At 65.3% G+C, this 17964-nt stretch carries 14 protein-coding genes; 10 read left to right on the top strand and 4 right to left on the bottom strand.

Features of this window, described 5'->3' with window-relative positions:
- Nucleotides 1-52 precede the first annotated feature (52 nt).
- Nucleotides 53-832 carry a crotonase/enoyl-CoA hydratase family protein gene (locus tag TSA1_RS33775; protein WP_100180088.1) on the bottom strand — a complete coding sequence of 260 codons (780 nt, stop codon included), beginning with the start codon at nt 830-832 and terminating at the stop codon, nt 53-55.
- A 91-nt stretch (nt 833-923) separates the two neighbouring features.
- Here TSA1_RS33775 and TSA1_RS33770 point away from each other — a divergent pair, with 91 nt between their 5' ends.
- The 3 genes from TSA1_RS33770 (at nt 924) to TSA1_RS40180 (ending at nt 3088) form a co-directional block, all read left to right on the top strand.
- Nucleotides 924-1505 carry a TetR/AcrR family transcriptional regulator gene (locus TSA1_RS33770; RefSeq protein WP_100180087.1) on the top strand — a complete coding sequence of 194 codons (582 nt, stop codon included), beginning with the start codon at nt 924-926 and terminating at the stop codon, nt 1503-1505.
- Between the two features lie 136 nt (nt 1506-1641).
- Complete coding sequence (locus TSA1_RS33765; RefSeq protein WP_100180086.1) at nt 1642-2892, top strand: multidrug effflux MFS transporter; 1251 nt, start codon at nt 1642-1644, stop codon at nt 2890-2892.
- A gap of 55 nt (nt 2893-2947) precedes the next feature.
- Nucleotides 2948-3088, top strand: coding sequence for a hypothetical protein (locus tag TSA1_RS40180; protein WP_174719191.1), 141 nt, complete (start codon nt 2948-2950; stop codon nt 3086-3088).
- Between the two features lie 9 nt (nt 3089-3097).
- Here TSA1_RS40180 and TSA1_RS33760 read toward each other — a convergent pair whose 3' ends face one another.
- The 3 genes from TSA1_RS33760 to TSA1_RS33750 form a co-directional block, all read right to left on the bottom strand.
- Nucleotides 3098-4690, bottom strand: a complete 1593-nt coding sequence (locus TSA1_RS33760) for a glycosyltransferase family 39 protein (protein WP_100181481.1) — start codon at nt 4688-4690, stop codon at nt 3098-3100.
- A 227-nt stretch (nt 4691-4917) separates the two neighbouring features.
- The gene (locus TSA1_RS33755) at nt 4918-6525 is read right to left on the bottom strand and encodes an ABC transporter substrate-binding protein (protein ID WP_100180085.1); all 1608 of its coding nucleotides are present in this window, start codon (nt 6523-6525) and stop codon (nt 4918-4920) included.
- Nucleotides 6526-6633: 108 nt separating this feature from the next.
- Nucleotides 6634-8244, bottom strand: coding sequence for an ABC transporter substrate-binding protein (locus TSA1_RS33750; RefSeq protein ID WP_100180084.1), 1611 nt, complete (start codon nt 8242-8244; stop codon nt 6634-6636).
- 270 nt (nt 8245-8514) lie between these two features.
- Between TSA1_RS33750 and TSA1_RS33745 the strand changes: the two genes are divergently transcribed.
- The 7 genes from TSA1_RS33745 (at nt 8515) to TSA1_RS33715 (ending at nt 17873) form a co-directional block, all read left to right on the top strand.
- Nucleotides 8515-9645, top strand: a complete 1131-nt coding sequence (locus TSA1_RS33745) for a M20/M25/M40 family metallo-hydrolase (protein ID WP_100180083.1) — start codon at nt 8515-8517, stop codon at nt 9643-9645.
- Nucleotides 9646-9875: 230 nt separating this feature from the next.
- Nucleotides 9876-10817 carry an ABC transporter permease gene (locus TSA1_RS33740; RefSeq protein WP_174719190.1) on the top strand — a complete coding sequence of 314 codons (942 nt, stop codon included), beginning with the start codon at nt 9876-9878 and terminating at the stop codon, nt 10815-10817.
- Between the two features lie 21 nt (nt 10818-10838).
- Nucleotides 10839-11726: an ABC transporter permease gene (locus TSA1_RS33735; RefSeq protein ID WP_100180082.1), complete on the top strand. Its 888-nt coding sequence runs from the start codon at nt 10839-10841 to the stop codon at nt 11724-11726.
- A 132-nt stretch (nt 11727-11858) separates the two neighbouring features.
- A complete protein-coding gene (locus TSA1_RS33730; protein ID WP_100181479.1) occupies nt 11859-13514 on the top strand; it encodes an ABC transporter ATP-binding protein in 1656 nt (551 codons plus the stop codon).
- Nucleotides 13515-13766: 252 nt separating this feature from the next.
- On the top strand, nt 13767-15272 hold the full coding sequence (locus TSA1_RS33725; RefSeq protein WP_100180081.1) for a M81 family metallopeptidase: 1506 nt from the start codon (nt 13767-13769) through the stop codon (nt 15270-15272).
- A 14-nt stretch (nt 15273-15286) separates the two neighbouring features.
- Nucleotides 15287-16459, top strand: a complete 1173-nt coding sequence (locus TSA1_RS33720; protein ID WP_100180080.1) for a M20 aminoacylase family protein — start codon at nt 15287-15289, stop codon at nt 16457-16459.
- On the top strand, nt 16452-17873 hold the full coding sequence (locus TSA1_RS33715) for an amidase (RefSeq protein WP_100180079.1): 1422 nt from the start codon (nt 16452-16454) through the stop codon (nt 17871-17873). Before TSA1_RS33720 ends, TSA1_RS33715 begins: the two co-directional genes overlap by 8 nt.
- The last annotated feature ends 91 nt before the right edge of the window (nt 17874-17964 follow it).

The following is a 17964-nucleotide window of genomic DNA, read 5'->3' as shown; positions in this document are numbered from 1 at the left end:
GCTCTTATGGTGAATCCCTGGTTGCCGGCTTCGCGAAAGTTCCGGCAGCCCCCTACCGCGACGCGCGGGCGGCCAGCCAGGCATCGAGCGCCTCGCTTGTGTCCGCCGTCGCGGCCATGCGCGCGAACTGCTCGCTCTCGATGGCAAGGCCCTCCGCGATCGAGACGTTGAGGCCCCGCGTGGCGGCCGTGATCACGCGGGCGACCGCCAGCTGCGAATGCCGCGAGATCCGATCCGCCAGGGCGAAGGCGGCGTCGAGAAGCTGCGCATGCGGCACGATGCGGTTGACCAATCCCATCTCCAGGGCTCGCTGTGGTGAAAAGGAATCTCCGGTCAGCAGGTGCTCAAGCGCCCGCTTCCGGCCCGCGAGCCGCGGCAGCCGCTGGGTGCCGCCGAAAGTCGGCGTGATGCCGATCGCGATCTCGGGCTTGGCGAAGGTCGCCCGCTCGCTGGCGACGGCCAGATGCACGGCCTCCGTGATCTCGCAGCCGCCACCGAAGGCGATGCCGTTGACCGCGGCGATGATCGGCTTCGGAAAGGCCTCCATGCGCGCCGTCATCGCCTGCCCGCGTCGCACGAAGTCCTTCACGGCAACGTCCGGTCCGCGCCTCACGCTCTCGGAGAATTCGGCGATGTCGGCGCCTGCCGAGAAGGCGCGATCGCCCGCTCCGGTCAGGACCACCGCGCGAACATTCGCATCGTCCTCGATGCGGTCGAGGATCGCCATCAGACGGTCGATGAGAGCGTAGCTCAGCGCGTTGAGCTTGCCCGGGCGGTTGAACGTCAACAGCGCGGTGGCGCCCCGTGTTTCCCAAAGGATCAGATCGGACAAGTCTTAGGCTCCTTCCAGGTCGAACATTCGAAGGGAAGTCAGCCACACCGGCTTCATTGTGTATACTCACTAGGCAGTATACATTGGAGCAATGTCGGAGAGAGGTGACACCACGCGCGAGCAGATCGTCATTGCGGCGACGCGCCTGTTCTATGGCGAGGGCATCCGGGCGGTCAGCATGGACGCGGTCGCCGAGAAGGCCGGCGTCACCAAGAAGACGCTCTATTATCACTTCACCAGCAAGGACGAGCTCGTCGCAGAGACCATCGCAGCGCGCGACCAGCCGACGCTGGAGCTCTATATGCGATGGTTCGCCGAGACCGACGGCACTATCGCCGACAAGGTCCACGGTCTCTTCGTCAAGCTCGGACGCTCCGTGAACACGCCGCGCTGGCGCGGCTGCGGCTTCCTGCGGACGATCGCCGAGCTCGCCAACACGCCGGCACATCCGGCCGTCAAGGCCGGCGCGGCGCACAAGAAACGCTTCGAGGCATGGCTCGAAACGGAGCTGCGCGATCGCGGCATTGCCGGGGCGGAGGCGCTGGCCCGCCAGCTCGTGATCCTGCTCGACGGCGCCACCACCGTGATGCTGATCCATCGGGATCTCGACTATGTCGACACCGCCGGACGATTGGCGCGCGGCCTGGTCGAGACGGCCCGCAAGCGCGGCTGATTGGGGAGATGGGCCGCCCCCCGGTCCGCCACTTCACCAATTCTTGTCCGCCCGCCTGCCAGCCATCCCGAAACATGGGTTGTGCAATGCAGCATGGACGATGGATAAAGCCGCTCGATTTCAGAAGGTGAGCTGCTTGTCCGACGTCAATGCCGATTCCTGGGTGTCCTCCGGGCACCGTCCCATGGGTTTTCCAGAATTCGTCATCGTGATCGCGTCCATCATGGCGCTGAATCCGCTTGCGATGGACATGATGCTGCCGGCGCTGCCCAATATCGGGGCGGCCTTCAAGATTCCCGTCGCCAACCATCTTCAGCTGGTGCTGTCGACCTTCCTGATCGGCTTCGGCGCCGGCCAGTTCGTCATGGGCCCGCTGTCGGACCGCTTCGGCCGCCGGCCCGTGCTGCTCGGCGGCATGGCGGTTTATGCGGTGGCGAGCGTGCTGGCGGTCGCGGCGCCCTCGTTCGAGACGCTGCTGCTGGCGCGCGCACTGCAAGGGCTCGGCACCTCGGCGACGCGCGTGATCGCGACCTCGATCGTGCGCGACTGCTATGTCGGCCGCCGCATGGCGAGCGTGATGTCGCTCGCCATGATGGTGTTCATCGCGGTGCCCGTGATCGCCCCCTCGTTCGGACAGGCCGTGCTGCTGGTGACGGCCTGGCGCGGCATCTTCGTGGTGCTCATGCTGTACGGCCTGCTCGCGCTTGCATGGTGCGTGCTGCGGCTGCCTGAAACCCTCCCTCCGTCCGGGCGCCGGTCGCTGGCGCCCGCCGACGTGCTCGCGGCGTTCCGACAGACCGTGACCAATCGCCAGACCATCGGCTATGCCACCGCCGCCGGCAGCGTCATTGGCGCGCTGTTCGCCTATGTCTTCTGCGCCCAGCAGGTCTTCACCGGCATCTATCATCTCGGCCATTATTTCCCGCTCGCCTTCGCCGCGATCGCGGCCGGCACGGCGGTGGCCGGCTTCCTCAATGCGAGGCTGGTCGGGACGCTCGGCATGCGCGTGATCTCGCATGGTGCGCTGACGCTCTACACGATCGTCGCCGCCGTGATGCTGCTGACGGAAATTCTCGGCGTGCTGCCGCTTGCCCTGTTCATGGTGCTCTCGGCGCTGATGATGTTCTCGTTCGGCATGATGGTTGCCAACTTCACTGCGCTCGCGATGGAGCCACAGGGCCGCATCGCCGGCACGGCTTCCTCGCTCTACGGCTCGATCACGACGTTGATCGGGATCGTGGTCGGCATGGCCATCGGACAGAGCTTCGACGGCACGCTGTTGCCGTTCTCGGTCGGCTTCTTCCTGTCGACGATCGCCGCGCTCGCGATCGTGCTGGTGGTGGAGAAAGGACGGCTGTTCAAGCCGCATCATCGTCCCATCGATTGAGGAACTTCCCGGCGGCCGCGATGTTGTCGTGCAGCAATTTTGAAGGGCCGCTGCGATGGAACTGGAACACCGCGAAGATCACGCCGACGTCGAGCCGCAGACGGCGGAACGTTCCGAGCCGGGCCTCGGACAGGCTGCGCTGACCACGCCTTTCGCGAGCGAGGGGCTGGAGCAGGTACGCGACAGCCACTGCTGAGCACGACGTCTACTCGGTCCCCCGCCGGTTGGCGCTGAATTCATCCGCAGTGCTGGCCGGCCCCTTGCTGTCCTGCGGCGGCACCATCAGCACGACCACCTCCCGGGAAAGACCCGGGCGGCCCCACAGCGACGCCTGCACGATAAACTCGCGCCTGACGACAGGTCCGACGCGGAGCGACACCCAATCCATCCATTGGATGCAAATTTCCTGGTCACGGAAACAGAGTGCGGCAAGGCCGCGCTCGAGCGCGGCCTTGCGCGGCAAGCCTAACGTATCTTCGAACTCGAAGGGCCCCGCATTGTTCGGATGGTCCGGGCTGTAGAACGCGGTGGCGTAAGCCAGCGAACCATCACCACCCACCGCAATCAGCGGCTCGCCGGTCAGCTCCCGCCATTGGCGCGTCACTTCGCGGGCCGCCTGCGCGTAGAGATTCCGCCCTTCCTCGTAACCCTGATCGTTGCGATGGACGGCATGAATCGGGGCTGCGACCAGGACAGCGGCCAGCGCGACGCCGGCCACGATCACCGTGACGTTGACGGTGTAGAAGCGCTCGATCGGGTAGCGCGCGCCACAGATCACTGGAATGACGAACAGGAACAGCCCCTGCAGTGCCCACAGGGACGGCAGATCCGAGCCCATCGCGAGCGACGTCAGCACCGGCAGCACGATCGTGCCGATCGCAACGTAGAACAGCAGCCGCAGGCCCGGGCTCATGGCCGCGAAGTCGGCCGGCAGCTGCTTCAGCCGCGTGCCGGCGATCAGCACCCACAGCACGGCCGACACGCCCATGGCCGCCACCAGACCCAACACAAAAGTTCTGGCCTCAATGAGCGAGCTCGCAGCAATGCCATTGGCGTGAGCCAACGCATAGGTGAAGGACGAGGCGCCGGTCGTCGCCAGCCAATGGATGTGCGGTGACAGCGCGGCGAGCCCGACAACGATCGATATCCAGGGCGAGGCGGAGGTGAAATAGGCGCGCCGCGCCGGATGCGCCAGCGCGGCAAAGGCGAAGCTCGCGACGAGGAAAATCGAGTAATATTTGCCGACCATCGCCAGCGCCGTCGTGCATCCCACCGCAATCGCCCACAGCGAACCGCGGGTCTCGAACGCGCGCAGGAAGCACCAGGTCGCCAGCGGCCAGATCGCGAGCTGCACGGCATTGGCGTTGAAGCGCTGGGCGTGGAATTGATAGGCGGGCGTCAGCATCAGGAGCAGCAGCACCAGGACGCGCTTGTGACCGGTGACGAACTGCCGCGCGATCAGATCGACGAAGAACAGTGCGAGCCCCGCATTGGCCATCGCCATCAATTGCAGCGACCAGTCGCTGGTCGGAAAGACCGAGGTCCACGCTGCCGCGACCCACCCCATCAACGGTGGATGCTTGGCATAGCCCCAGGCAAAATCCCGCCCCAGCGCCCAGGCCTCGAGCGTATCAGGGTGCAGGCCGCCGCCGGCATAGGCGATCACAAGATAAAGCGTCCAGACCGCGACGAAGCAGGCGATGAGAAGCGGCACGGCCCACCCCGCCTCGACGCAGTCGAGCCAACGGAGGAAAGGCCGGCGCCATCGTGCCGGTGCGCGATCGGACCGTTCGGCCATCGCCTGAAGTGCAAAATCGATCGGCACGGGGATAAAGGGGACAAGGAAAGTGATGCGTGAAGACGGCACATCTATTTCAGGATTGAAACAAATAGCAATGATTGGAAACTGGAAAGGTTAAAGGCTCCACGGCTTCTCGTCCGATGCCGGACCGGCAAAGGACAGCGGCGCCGCTGTGAGAGCGGCGCCGCATGGCGAACATAGCGAAGGGCGGGAGGTGTGCCCCCCTACTCCGATTTGTCGATGTTCCAGAATACCGGCGTTGCGGGGCCGTCCAGCACGCCGGTCAGCGATTTGCGCCAGGCGGTCGGCACCTGATACTGGCCGAGTGGCATGTAGAGCACCTGATCGTAGGCCTCCTTCTGGATCTCGGTCGCGATCTTCTTTCGCTCCTCGAGCGAGGCGGCGCGAACGAAGGCGTCCTTGAGCTGCTCGATCTTGGCATCCTCCGGCCAGCCGAACCAGCCGCCCTTCTTGCCCTGCCCGCCGACGGCGACGTTGGTGATCGGATTGTCCGCGTCGGCGCTGACCCAGTTGGTGACGAACATGTTCCAGCCGCCCTCCTTCGGGGGCTTCTGGCTGGCGCGCCGGCTCACCACGGTCTGCCAGTCAGTCGCCTGCAGGTCGACCTTGAAGCCGGCTTCGCGCAGTTGCTGCGCGACGACGATGGGTTGCGCCTTCAGCGTCAGCACGTCGCCCGGCGCCATCAGCACGACAGGTGTGCCGTCGTAACCGGACTCGGCCAGCGCCTTCCGGGCCGCGGCCATGTCGCCGCCCTTCGCCAGCGTCTCACCGCCGACCTCCGTCGCGAACGGCGTGTCGCAGATGAAAGCCGCCGCGCAGGTCTTGTAATATTTGGGATCGCCGATCAGCGCATCGAGCACGTCCTTCTGCTTGACCGCCAGAAACGCCGCGCGGCGAACCTTGACGTTGTCGAAGGGCGGATGAAGGAAGTTCATCCGTGCGCCGGTCTGGAATCCGAACTTGTTCAGGATCTCGAGCTTGAGTCCCTTATCGGCCTCGATGGCGGGCACCATCTCGATGGCGGGATTTTCCATGAAATCGACGTCGCCCGACTGCAGCGCGTTCAGCGCGGTCTGCGCGTCCGGCATCGTGATCCATTCGACCCGATCGACCTTCACCACCTTGCCGCCGGAGGTCCAGCTCGCCGGCTCCTTGCGCGGCACGTAATCGGTGTTCTTGACATAGATCGCCTTCACGCCGGGTTGGAATTCCGACGCCACGAACTTGAAGGGACCGGAGCCGATCTGCTCGGGGATCTGCTTGTCGACCGGCGTCTCGGCGAGACGCTTCGGCATCATGAAAGCAACACGCGAGGACGGCTTGCCAATCGATTCCAGCACCAGCGCGTAAGGCTCCTTCAGCTTCAGCGTGATGGTTTTGGGGTCGGTCGCCTCGATGCTCGCGGTGAAATCCATGAGCTTCTGGCCCATGCCGTCGACCGCCGCCCAGCGCTTCAGCGAAGCGACGCAGTCTTCCGCCGTCACCGGCGCGCCGTCATGCCACTTCAGCCCGTCGCGCAGGGTGAAGGTGTAGGTCAGCTTGTCGTCGGAGATTGTCCAGTCCGCCATCTGCGGCTGGACCTTGAAATTCGAATCGGTCGCGATGAGTGTGTCGTAGACCATGTAGCCGTGGTCACGTGTGATGTAGGCCGTGGTGAAGATCGGATCGAGGATCCGCAGATCCGAATGCATCACCGCGCTGATGGTCTTGCCTGCGGCAAGGACCGGCGAGGCCAGTGCCGAAAGCGCCACGGCCGAAAGCGCGAGTTTGGAGGCGAACGCGAGACGCCCCCGACGCATGAATTGGAACATTGACGTTCTCCTGGCGACCGGCTGGCGGGCGGCGCCGCCGGTGACGACGGCGCCGCGTATGGTTTGGCGTGGAAGGCGCGCGAGGCGCCTTCCTTGTGACGATTGGTCTTACTCCGACTTGTCGACGTTCCAGAACAGCGGCGTCGCTGGGCCGTCGAGCACGCCGGCCAGCGATTTGCGCCAGCCGCTCGGCGTCTGGTACTGCCCGAGCGGGATATAGATCACCTGCTCATAGGCTTCCTTCTGGATGTCGGCGGCGATCTTCTTCTGCTCGTCGAGCGAGGACGCACGGACGAAGGCGTCCTTGAGCTGCTCGATCTTGGGATCGTCTGCCCAGCCGAACCAGCCGCCCTTCTTGCCCTGGCCGCCGATCGAGAGATTGGCGATCGGGTTCGACACGTCGGGCGCGACCCAGTTGGTGAAGAACATGTTCCAGCCGCCCTCCTTCGGAGGCTTCTGGCTGGCGCGGCGGCTCACCACCGTCTGCCAGTCGGTCGCCTGCAGGTCGACCTTGAAGCCGGCCTCACGCAGCAGCTGGGCGGCAACGATCGGTTGCGCCTTGAGCGTCGTGACGTCGCCGGGCGCCATGATCACGATCGGGGTGCCGTCATAGCCGGACTCGGCCAGCGCCTTCTTGGCTTCGGCCATGCCATTGCCCTTCGTCAGCGTCTCGGCGCCGACCTCGGTCGCAAAGGGCGTATCGCAGATGAAGAACGCGCCGCAGATCTTCTGATACTTGGGATTGCCGACCAGCGCGTCGAGCACGTCCTTCTGGTTCATGGCCAGCAAGGCAGCACGTCGCACCTTCACGTTGTCAAACGGCGGATAAAGGAAGTTCATCCGGCCGAGCGTCTGATAGCCGAACTTGTTCAGGACCTCGATGGTGAGTTCCTTGTTCGTTTCCAGCACCGGCATCATGTCGTACGGCAGGTTCTCCATGAAGTCGATGTCGCCCGACTGCAGCGCGTTCACCGCGGTCTGCGAGTCCGGCATGGTGATCCATTCGACGCGGTCGACCTTCACCACCTTGCCGCCGGAGGTCCAGCTCGCCGGCTCCTTGCGCGGCACGTAATCGGTGTTCTTGACGTAAACCGCCTTCACGCCCGGCTGGAATTCGCCCTGCACGAACTTGAACGGACCCGAACCGATCTGCTCGGGAATCTGCTTGTCCGGCGGCGTCTCGGCGAGGCGCTTAGGCATCATGAAGGCGACGCGCGAGGACGGCTTGCCGATGGAGTCGAGCACGAGACCGTAGGGCTCCTTCAGCTTCAGCGTGATGGTCTTGGCGTCGGTCGCCTCGATGCTCGCGGTGAAGTCCATCAGCTTCTGGCCCATGCCGTCGACGGCGGCCCAGCGCTTCAGCGAGGCGACGCAGTCTTCCGCCGTCACCGGCGCGCCGTCATGCCACTTCAGACCGTCGCGCAGGGTGAAGGTGTAGGTGAGCTTGTCGTCGGAGATCTTCCAGTCCGCCATCTGCGGCTGGATCTTGAAGCTCGAATCAGGAGCCACCAGGGTGTCGTAGACCATGTAGCCGTGGTCACGCGTGATGTAGGCCGTGGTGAAGATCGGATCGATGATGCGCAGATCCGAATGCATCACCGCCGTGATGGTCTTGCCGGCCGCAAGCACCGGCGCGGCGAACGCCGTCGAAAGCGCGACGACAGACAGCGCAAGTTTGGAGGCGAACGCGCGAGGCCCCCGGCGCATGAAGTGCAACATAAAAAGTTTCTCCTGACGTGAAACTGTTCAAAGGCGGGTTATTGATTGTGCATGTGGTTCGTTCCTTGGGCGAACTAACCTCATGCAATGCCTTTATCTTTTCGAGACTTGCAGACAGTGCCGAGCGCGTCAATCCGGTTTCGCTGCAAGCCCTGTCGGCGCGGCCACGGGCTCCACAAGGATCGGTTTGGCTCTACAACACTCTCCGCTCGTCTCGCCCCACGGCGATGCAATGCGCATTCCATCTTTCGAAGCTTGAGAGACATTCAGATGAATCCAGCCAATCTTCCCTTCGATTCCGAGGCCATGCTCGAAGGCCTGCGCACCTGGGTGGAATGCGAGAGCCCGACCTGGGATGCCGATGCCGTCAACCGCATGCTCGATATCGCGGCGCGGGATATGGCGATCATGGGTGCGACGATCGAGCGCATCGCCGGCCGGCAGGGCTTCGGCGGCGTGATCCGCGCGCGCTTTCCGCATCCGAAGCAGGGCGAGCCCGGCATCCTGATCGCCGGTCACATGGATACCGTCCACCCGGTCGGCACCATCGAGAAGCTGAAATGGCGCCGCGAGGGCAACAAATGCTACGGCCCCGGCATCTACGACATGAAGGGCGGCAATTACCTCTCGCTGGAAGCGATCCGGCAGCTGGCGCGCGCATCCTTCACTACCCCGCTGCCGATCACCGTGCTGTTCACGCCGGACGAGGAAGTCGGCACGCCCTCGACGCGCGACATCATCGAGGCGGAGGCGGCGCGCAACAAATATGTGCTGGTGCCCGAGCCCGGCCGCGCCGATAACGGCGTCACCACCGGACGCTACGCCATCGCACGCTTCAATCTCGAGGCGACGGGCCGGCCGAGCCACGCCGGCGCGACGCTGTCGGCGGGCCGCTCGGCAATCCGCGAGATGGCGCGGCAGATCCTCGCCATCGACGCCATGACGACAGAGGACTGCACCTTCTCGGTCGGCGTTGTGCACGGCGGGCAATGGGTCAATTGCGTTGCCACGACCGCCACCGGCGAAGCGCTCTCCATGGCCAAGCGGCAGGCCGATCTCGACCGCGGCGTCGAGCGGATGCTGGCGCTGTCAGGCACGACCAACGATGTCGCCTTCAAGGTGACGCGCGGGGTGACGCGGCCGGTGTGGGAGCCGGATGCCGGCACGATGGCGCTGTATGAAAAGGCGCGCGGCATTGCCAAATCTCTTGGCGCGGAATTGCCGCACGCCAGTTCGGGCGGCGGCTCCGACGGCAACTTCACCGGCGCGATGGGCATCCCGACGCTCGACGGCCTGGGCGTGCGCGGCGCCAATGGCCACACGCTGGAGGAGTATATCGAGGTCGAGAGTCTGGTCGAGCGCGGCCGGCTGATGGCGGGGCTGCTGGCGACCCTGGAGTGATTTTGAGTTTTGGGGCGATCCGAAGGGACCGAACCCGGAATCTCGGGATTCCGGCTTCGCGTCTTCGAAACGCCCCGGAATGACAGGCTCGAACCAGCCTTCGCGGCAGCGACTGACCGCACTGCAAAAACTGTGGCCCTCATGGCACGGGAATTGCTGAAATGTTAGGCTGGTGGCAGAACAGTCCCTCGCGGCTGCCGCCGATTTGACTCTAATTAGACGGATCCAACTTGCTCGGATATCTCCTTCGCCGAATCTTCGCCGCCGTGCCCGTCATGGGCGTCGTCGCGCTGTTCGTCTTCCTCCTGCTCCGCCTCACCCCCGGCGATCCCGCCGCGATCCTCGCCGGCGACAATGCGACCCCGGAACGGCTGGAGCGCATCCGCACCTCGCTCGGCCTCAACGAGCCCCTGATCGTGCAGTTCATCACCTGGGTGAACAAGCTGCTGCACGGCGATCTCGGGACCTCGCTGATCTCCAACCTGCCCGTCATGAAGATGATCGGCCAGCGCGTCGAGCCCTCGATCTCGATCGCGCTGTGCACCATCATCCTTGCCGTGATCGTGGCGGTGCCGCTGGGCGTGATCGCGGCATGGAAGCACGGTACCTGGATCGACCGCTTCGTGATGGGGCTTTCCGTGCTCGGCTTTTCGGTGCCGGTGTTCGTGGTCGGCTATGTCCTGATCGAGGTGTTCGCGCTCGAGCTGCGCTGGGTTCCGGTGCAGGGTTTCAAGAGCATCAGCGCCGGCTTCGGTCCGTTCTTCGAACGCATGATCCTGCCGACCTGTGCCCTCTCCTTCATCTACATCGCGCTGATCGCGCGCATGACGCGTGCGGCGATGCTGGACGTGCTCGGCGAGGACTACGTCCGCACCGCGCGCGCCAAGGGCATCAACGAGGTCGCCGTCATGATGCGCCATGCGCTGCGCAACGCCGCCGTGCCCGTGATCACCGTGATCGGCACCGGCTTTGCGCTGCTGATCTCCGGCGTCGTCGTCACCGAGAGCGTATTCAACATTCCCGGCATCGGCCGCCTCACCGTGGATGCGGTGCTGGCGCGCGACTATCCGGTGATCCAGGCGATGATCCTGCTGACGTCGCTGGTCTATGTCGTCGTCAATCTCCTGATCGACGTCGCCTACACACTGCTCGATCCCCGGATCCGGTACTGAGGCAAGGATTTAACAACAAACATGTCGGTCGATACCCTTCCCCAGTCCTCCATTCCGATCACGACGCCGCTGCGGCCGCGTTTCGGGTTCCTCACCTCGACGCCGATCATCGCCACGGCGACGGTCCTGCTCGGGCTGATCCTGCTGATCTCGATCATCGCGCCGCTGATCGCGCCGCACGATCCGATTCAGCTCGCGCCGTCGCAGCGATTGAAGCCTTCCTCGGCGCAATTCCTGCTCGGCACTGACGCCTATGGTCGCGATCTGTTGTCGCGCGTGGTCTATGGCGGCCGCATCTCGCTCCTGATCGGCATCGGCTCGGCGATCCTTTCGATCGCCATCGGGCTCGCGATCGGCCTCGTCTCCGGCTTCTTCAAGCTGGTCGATGCCGTGATGATGCGCATCATGGACGGCCTGATGGCGATGCCGAGCATCCTGCTCGCGATCGCCGTGGTCTCGCTCTCCGGTGCCAGCATCTGGACCGTGCTGATCGCGATCACCATTCCGGAGATTCCGCGCGTCGCTCGCCTCGTACGCTCCGTGGTGCTGTCGGCGCGCGAGGAGCCTTATGTGGAGGCCGCGATCTCGGTCGGCTCGTCCTTGCCGAAGATCATGTGGCGGCATCTGATGCCGAACACGGTCGCCCCGCTGATCGTCCAGGGCACCTATATCTGCGCCAGCGCCATTCTCACCGAGGCCATCCTCTCCTTCCTCGGCGCAGGCATCTCGCCGGAGACGCCGACCTGGGGCAACATCATGGCCGAGGGCCGCCAGTACTTCCAGATCAAGCCGTCGCTGATCTTCTGGCCGGGCCTCCTGCTCTCGATCGCCATCCTCAGCATCAATCTGATCGGCGACGCCGCCCGCGACGCTCTCGATCCCCGCATGAAGCAGCGGGAGGGCAAGTGAAGCAATTCGCCTTGTCATTCCGGGGCGCGCCTCTTGGCGCGAACCCGGAATCCATTTCACCACATGTGCTGCGGCCCGATGGATTCCGGGCTCGCGACTTTGTCGCGCCCCGGAATGACGGAGAGATTTGACGTGACCAACACCATCCTCGACATCAACAACCTCGTCGTGTCCGTCGGCAAGAAACCGGGCGGGCACAAGATCATCGACGGCATCTCGATCCAGGTGCGCGAGCGCGAGACGCTGTGCCTCGTCGGCGAAAGCGGCTCGGGCAAGTCGGTGACCTCGCTCACCACGATGGGCCTGTTGCCGAAAGGTACGCTGGTGCCGACCGGCGGCAGCGTCAAGCTGGTCGGCGAGGAGATCCTCACCGCGACCGACCGCCGCCTGCGGCAACTGCGCGCAACGCAAATGGCGATGATCTTCCAGGAGCCGATGACCGCGCTCAATCCGGTGGTGCCGGTCGGCCGCCAGATCGACGAGGTGCTGCGCGCACACACCAAGCTCGATGCCAGGGCGCGCAAGAAGCGCATTCTCGACATGATGGAGCAGGTCCACCTGCCCCAGGTCGAGCGCATCTTCGCCTCCTATCCGCACCGCCTCTCCGGCGGCCAGCGCCAGCGCATCATGATCGCGATGGCGCTGGTGCTGGAGCCGAAGCTGCTGATCGCCGACGAGCCGACCACCGCGCTCGACGTCACCACGCAGAAGCAGATCCTGTCCCTGATCAGAGAACTTCAGCGCGATCACGGCACGGCCGTGCTGTTCATCACCCATGACATGGGCGTGGTCGCCGAGATCGCCGACCGCGTCGCGGTGATGCGGCAGGGGCGCCTGGTCGAGACCGGTCCGCTCGACACCGTGCTGCGCAACCCCACCATGGAATATACCCGCAACCTGCTCGCTGCGGTGCCGAGCCTGGTGCCGCGGCCGCCGCGCGAGGAAAGCCGCGAGCCCGTCGTGCTCGAGGCCAACGAGCTCAGCAAGGTCTACAAGGAGCGCGCCTTCTTCGGCAAAGGCCGCGAGGTCGTTGCCGCCGACAAGGTCACGCTCACCTTGCGCAAGGGCCGCACGCTCGGCATCGTCGGCGAGAGCGGCTCGGGCAAATCCACCGTGGCGCGCTGCATCGTCCGCCTGATCGACCCGACCTCCGGCGGCGTACGCCTCGCCGGACGCGAGATCGCCGACATCTCGCGTCGCCTGTTGCAGCCGCACCGGCAGAAGATCCAGATCGTGTTCCAGGATCCCTACCGTTCGCTCAACCCGCGCGTCACCGTCGGCGAGAGCATCGCGGAAGGCCCGATCAACTACGGCGTCGCGCATGCAGATGCGATCAAACGCGCGCGCGAGCTGCTCGAGCTGGTCGGCCTGCCCGCCGATGCCGTCTCGCGCTATCCGCACCAGTTCTCCGGCGGCCAGCGCCAGCGCATCGCCATTGCCCGCGCGCTCGCGCTCGATCCCGACGTGCTGGTCGCGGACGAAGCGGTCTCCGCGCTCGACGTCTCGGTGCAGGCGCAGGTGCTGGACCTGCTCGACGAGATCCAGAATCGGCTCGGCATCGCGATCCTGTTCATCACCCACGATTTGCGTGTCGCCGCGCAAATCTGCGACGAGGTCGTGGTGATGCAGCACGGCCGCGTCGTCGAACAAGGCCCCGCCGCCGAGGTGCTGACGCATCCGAAGGAGGCCTACACCAAGGCGCTCCTGGACGCGGCTCCCGGACGCAACTGGGACTTTGCGAACTTCCGGCCGGTGGCGGAGGGCGTGGGGGCGAGCGCGAGCGCGTAAATCTCTCCGCCGTCATTCCGGGGCATCGCGAAGCGATGAGCCCGGAATCCATTTGGCCGCGGACTCTGTCGCACAATGGATTCCGGGTTCGCGCCCAAGCGGGCGCGCCCCGGAATGACGACGGAGGATGGATCGCATCCGCAGCATTCCCAAAACGATCTGACCCTATGCACGGCGCGATGGCCTCTCGCCTTGCTCCCACCTCAAGGCCAAGGCTAACTTCGCGCACCTTCCAGCGCTGGACTTGAATTGATGACACGTATCGCCGTCGGCGGCTTCCTGCACGAGACCAACACTTTCGCTCCCACCAAGGCGACCTTCGCCGATTTCCAGCATGGCGGCGGCTGGCCGGCGATGACCGAAGGGGCCGACGTTCTCAAGGTGATGCGGCGCATCAATGTCGGCCTCGCCGGTTTCGTCGACAGTGCCGAAGCCAAGGGCTGGGAACTGGTTCCGACGATCGCCTGCGGTGCAAGCCCGTCGGCACATGTCACGGAGGATGCCTTCGAGCGCATCGTCAAGGTGATGGTCGACGGCATCAAGGCCGCCGGCCCCATCGACGCCGTCTATCTCGACCTGCACGGCGCCATGGTGACCGAGCATCTCGACGACGGCGAAGGCGAGATCCTGGCGCGCGTGCGCCGCGTCATCGGCAAGGATGTTCCGCTGGTCACCAGCCTCGATCTCCACGCCAACGTCACGCCCGAGATGATGGACCATGCGGACGCGCTGATCGCCTACCGCACCTATCCGCATGTCGACATGGCCGAGACCGGCCGCGCCTCCGCGCGACATCTCGCTCTGTTGCTGAAGACCAAGCAACGCTTCGCCAAGGCGTTCCGGCAATTGCCGTTCCTGATTCCGATCAGCTGGCAATGCACCAACGACCAGCCCACCAAGGGTATCTACGAGAAGCTCGCCGCGCTGGAGAGCGATGCGGTTCCGACGCTATCTTTTGCGCCCGGATTCCCCGCCGCCGACTTCCGCGACTGCGGCCCGAGCGTGTTCGCCTATGGCCGGACGCAGGAGGACGCCGATCGTGCGGCCGATGCGATCGTCAAGCTGATCGAGAGCCACGAGGACGATTTCGACGGCAAGATCTGGTCGCCCGACGACGGCGTGCGCCACGCCATGGAACTTGCGAAGGGCGCGAGCAAGCCGATCATCATTGCCGACACCCAGGACAACCCGGGCGCCGGCGGCGATTCCGACACGACAGGCATGCTGCGCGCGCTGGTGCGCAACAAGGCGAGTGCGGCGACCGGCGCGATCTACGATCCGGAATCGGCCAAGGCCGCCCATGCGGCCGGCGTCGGCGCCACCGTCACGCTGTCACTCGGCGGCAAGTCCGGCATCCCCGGCGACGAACCCTACACCGAGACCTTTGTCGTCGAGAAATTGTCCGACGGCCGCTTCATCGCACCCGGCCCCTACTATGGCGGCCGCGAGATGGAGATGGGTCCCTCCGCAGCCTTGCGCATCGGCGATGTCCGCGTCGTCGTCTCCTCGCACAAGGCCCAGCTCGCCGACCAGGCGATGTACCGCTATGTCGGCATCGAGCCGACCAGGGAGAAGATCCTGGTGAACAAGAGCTCGGTGCATTTCCGCGCCGATTTCGAGCCGATCGCGGAGAAGCTGATGATCTGCGCCGCGCCCGGCGCGATGCCGGCCGACACCGCCTCGCTGCCCTGGACGCGGCTGCGTCCGGGCATCCGCATCAAGCCGAACGGCCCCGTCTTCAATCCCCCTTCCCGCTAACCGGACAGGAACACATGCCCACACTCGAGCGCATCGACGGCTTTGCCGACGAACTCACTGCCATCAGGCGCGACCTTCATGCCCATCCCGAGATCGGCTTCGAGGAAGTGCGCACCTCCGGCATCGTCGCGGACAAGTTGGCGAGCTGGGGCATCGAGGTGCATCGCGGTCTCGGCGGCACCGGCGTGATCGGCGTCATCAAGGGCAAGGGCTCGGGCGGCAAGCGCATTGGCCTGCGTGCCGACATGGACGCGCTGCCGATGGAGGAGAACACCAACCTGAAATGGAGCTCCAAGATCCCCGGCCGCTTCCACGGCTGCGGCCATGACGGCCACACCACCATGCTGCTCGGCACCGCGCGCTACCTCGCCGAAACCCGGAATTTCGACGGCACCGTGCACCTGATCTTCCAGCCGGCCGAGGAAGGCCTCGGCGGCGCCCGCGCCATGATCAAGGACGGGCTGTTCGAGAAATTTCCCTGCGACGAGCTCTACGGCCTGCACAACGCGCCCGACCTGAACCACGGCGAGATCGCGATCCTGCCCGGCCCCGCAATGGCCAGCGCCGACTTCTTCGACCTGCGCATCACCGGCTACGGCGCACATGGCGCCATGCCCGAGCGCTCCAAGGACGCGGTGGTCATCGCGACCACGCTGGCGCAGGCGATCCAGACCATCGTCAGCCGCAATGTCGAGCCGCTCCAGGCTGCCGTGATCTCGATTACGCAGATCCATGCCGGCTCGGCCTACAACGTCATCCCGGGCGACGCGCATCTTTGCGGCACCATCCGCACCTTCTCGAAGGAGGTCCGCACTCTGGTCGCGGAACGCATCCGCACCATCTGCGCCGGCATCGCGAGTGCCTACGAATGCGTGATCGACGTCGACATCCGCGACACCTTCGGCGTGCTGATCAACCAGGTCGAGCAGTCCAAGGTGGTCGAGGAGGTCGCGCGCACGATCGTCGACCCCGCCAACGTCATCACCCGCGCCCAGCCGAAGATGGGCAGCGAGGATTTCGCCGACATGCTGGAGACCATTCCCGGCGCCTATTTCTGGGTCGGCCATGACGGCTCGGTGCCGGTGCACAATCCCGGCTTCGTGCTCGACGACAAGATCCTGCCGATCGGCGCCAGCATGTTCGCCCGCATCATCGAGACCCGGATGCCGGTCGGCGCTCATGCCTAAGAGGAGCGCTGAAGAGGCGGTCACCTCGCTGCACGATCTGTCCGCGGTCGATCTGATCGCGGGCTATCGCGCCAAGCAATTCTCGCCCAGCGAGGTGCTGGAGGATTTGCTGTCGCACGTCGCGGCGTGGGAACCGCATCTGAAGGCGCTCTATGCATTCGATCCCGACAGCGCGCGCGAGGCCGCCAAGGCCTCGACCGCGCGCTGGACCGGCGGCGAGCCGTCCGGCGCGCTCGACGGCGTGCCTGTGACGGTGAAGGACAACATCGCGACCAAGGGCGTGCCGGTGCCGCTGGGCGCCGCCAGCGTCAAGCTGGTGCCGGCCGAGAAGGATGCCCCGCCTGCCGCGCGCCTGCGTGAAGCCGGTGCCATCATCTTCGCCAAGACCACCATGCCCGATTACGGCATGCTGTCCTCCGGACTCTCCAGCTTTCACGCGCTCGCGCGCAACCCCTGGGACCTCTCCAAGAATCCCGGCGGCTCCAGCGCGGGCGCAGGCGCGGCAGCGGCGGCCGGCTATGGCCCCTTGCATCTCGGCACCGATATCGGCGGCTCGGTCCGCCTCCCCGCGGGCTGGTGCGGTCTCGTCGGTTTGAAGCCGAGCTTCGGCCGCGTGCCGATCGATCCCACCTATGTCGGCCGCGTCGCCGGTCCCATGACCCGCACGGTCGACGATTGCGCGCTGATGATGAGCGTAATCGCAAAGCCCGACCGGCGCGACGGCATGAGCCTGCCCGCCGAGCCGCTCAACTGGAAGGGACTGGAGAAATCGCCGCGAAAACTGCGCATCGGTTTGATGCTCGATGCCGGCGTCGGCCTGCCGGCGGAAAGGGCTGTCCGCGACGTCGCGGTGAAAGCCGCAAAGGCGTTCGAATCCGCAGGCGCCGTCGTCACCGAGGTCGACGGCATTTTGACCCGCGAGATGCTCGACGGTCTCGACAATTTCTGGCGCGCGCGGATGTGGGACGATCTGTCGAAGCTGACGCCGGCCGAACAGGCCAAGGTGCTGCCCTACATCTTCAAATGGGGCGCATCGGGCGCAAAGCTGTCGGGTGTGGACGTCATCCGCGGCTTCAACCAGACCATGGCGATCCGCGCGGCCGCGTCAAAGCTGTTCTGCGAGCTCGACTATGTGATCTCGCCGACCGCGCCGAACGTGAACTATCCGGCGGAGTGGGCCTCGCCGACCAACGATCCCATGCGGCCGTTCGAGCACATCTGCTATACCGTGCCGTGGAATATGTCGGAGAACCCCGCGGTCTCCCTCAACGGCGGCTTCGATTCCAAGGGCTTTCCGATCGGCGTGCAGATCGTCGGCCGCCGCTTCGACGATATCGGCGTGCTCGGCATGGCCAAGGCGTTCGAGGCCCTGCGTGGCCCGCAGCGGCCCTGGCCGAAGCCGCCGGCGAAGTAGCTCGATCATTCCGGAGGCGTGCCCTTTGGGCGCAAGCCCGAATGACTTGGGACCGGCATCATGCGTGAGCCTCTTGCTTACCCTCCCCTGG

Source organism: Bradyrhizobium nitroreducens, assembly GCF_002776695.1.
GTDB classification, from domain to species: Bacteria; Pseudomonadota; Alphaproteobacteria; order Rhizobiales; family Xanthobacteraceae; genus Bradyrhizobium; species Bradyrhizobium nitroreducens.
The sequence above is the reverse complement of the archived record's forward strand: the minus strand, read 5'-3'. Positions and strand labels throughout refer to the sequence as shown.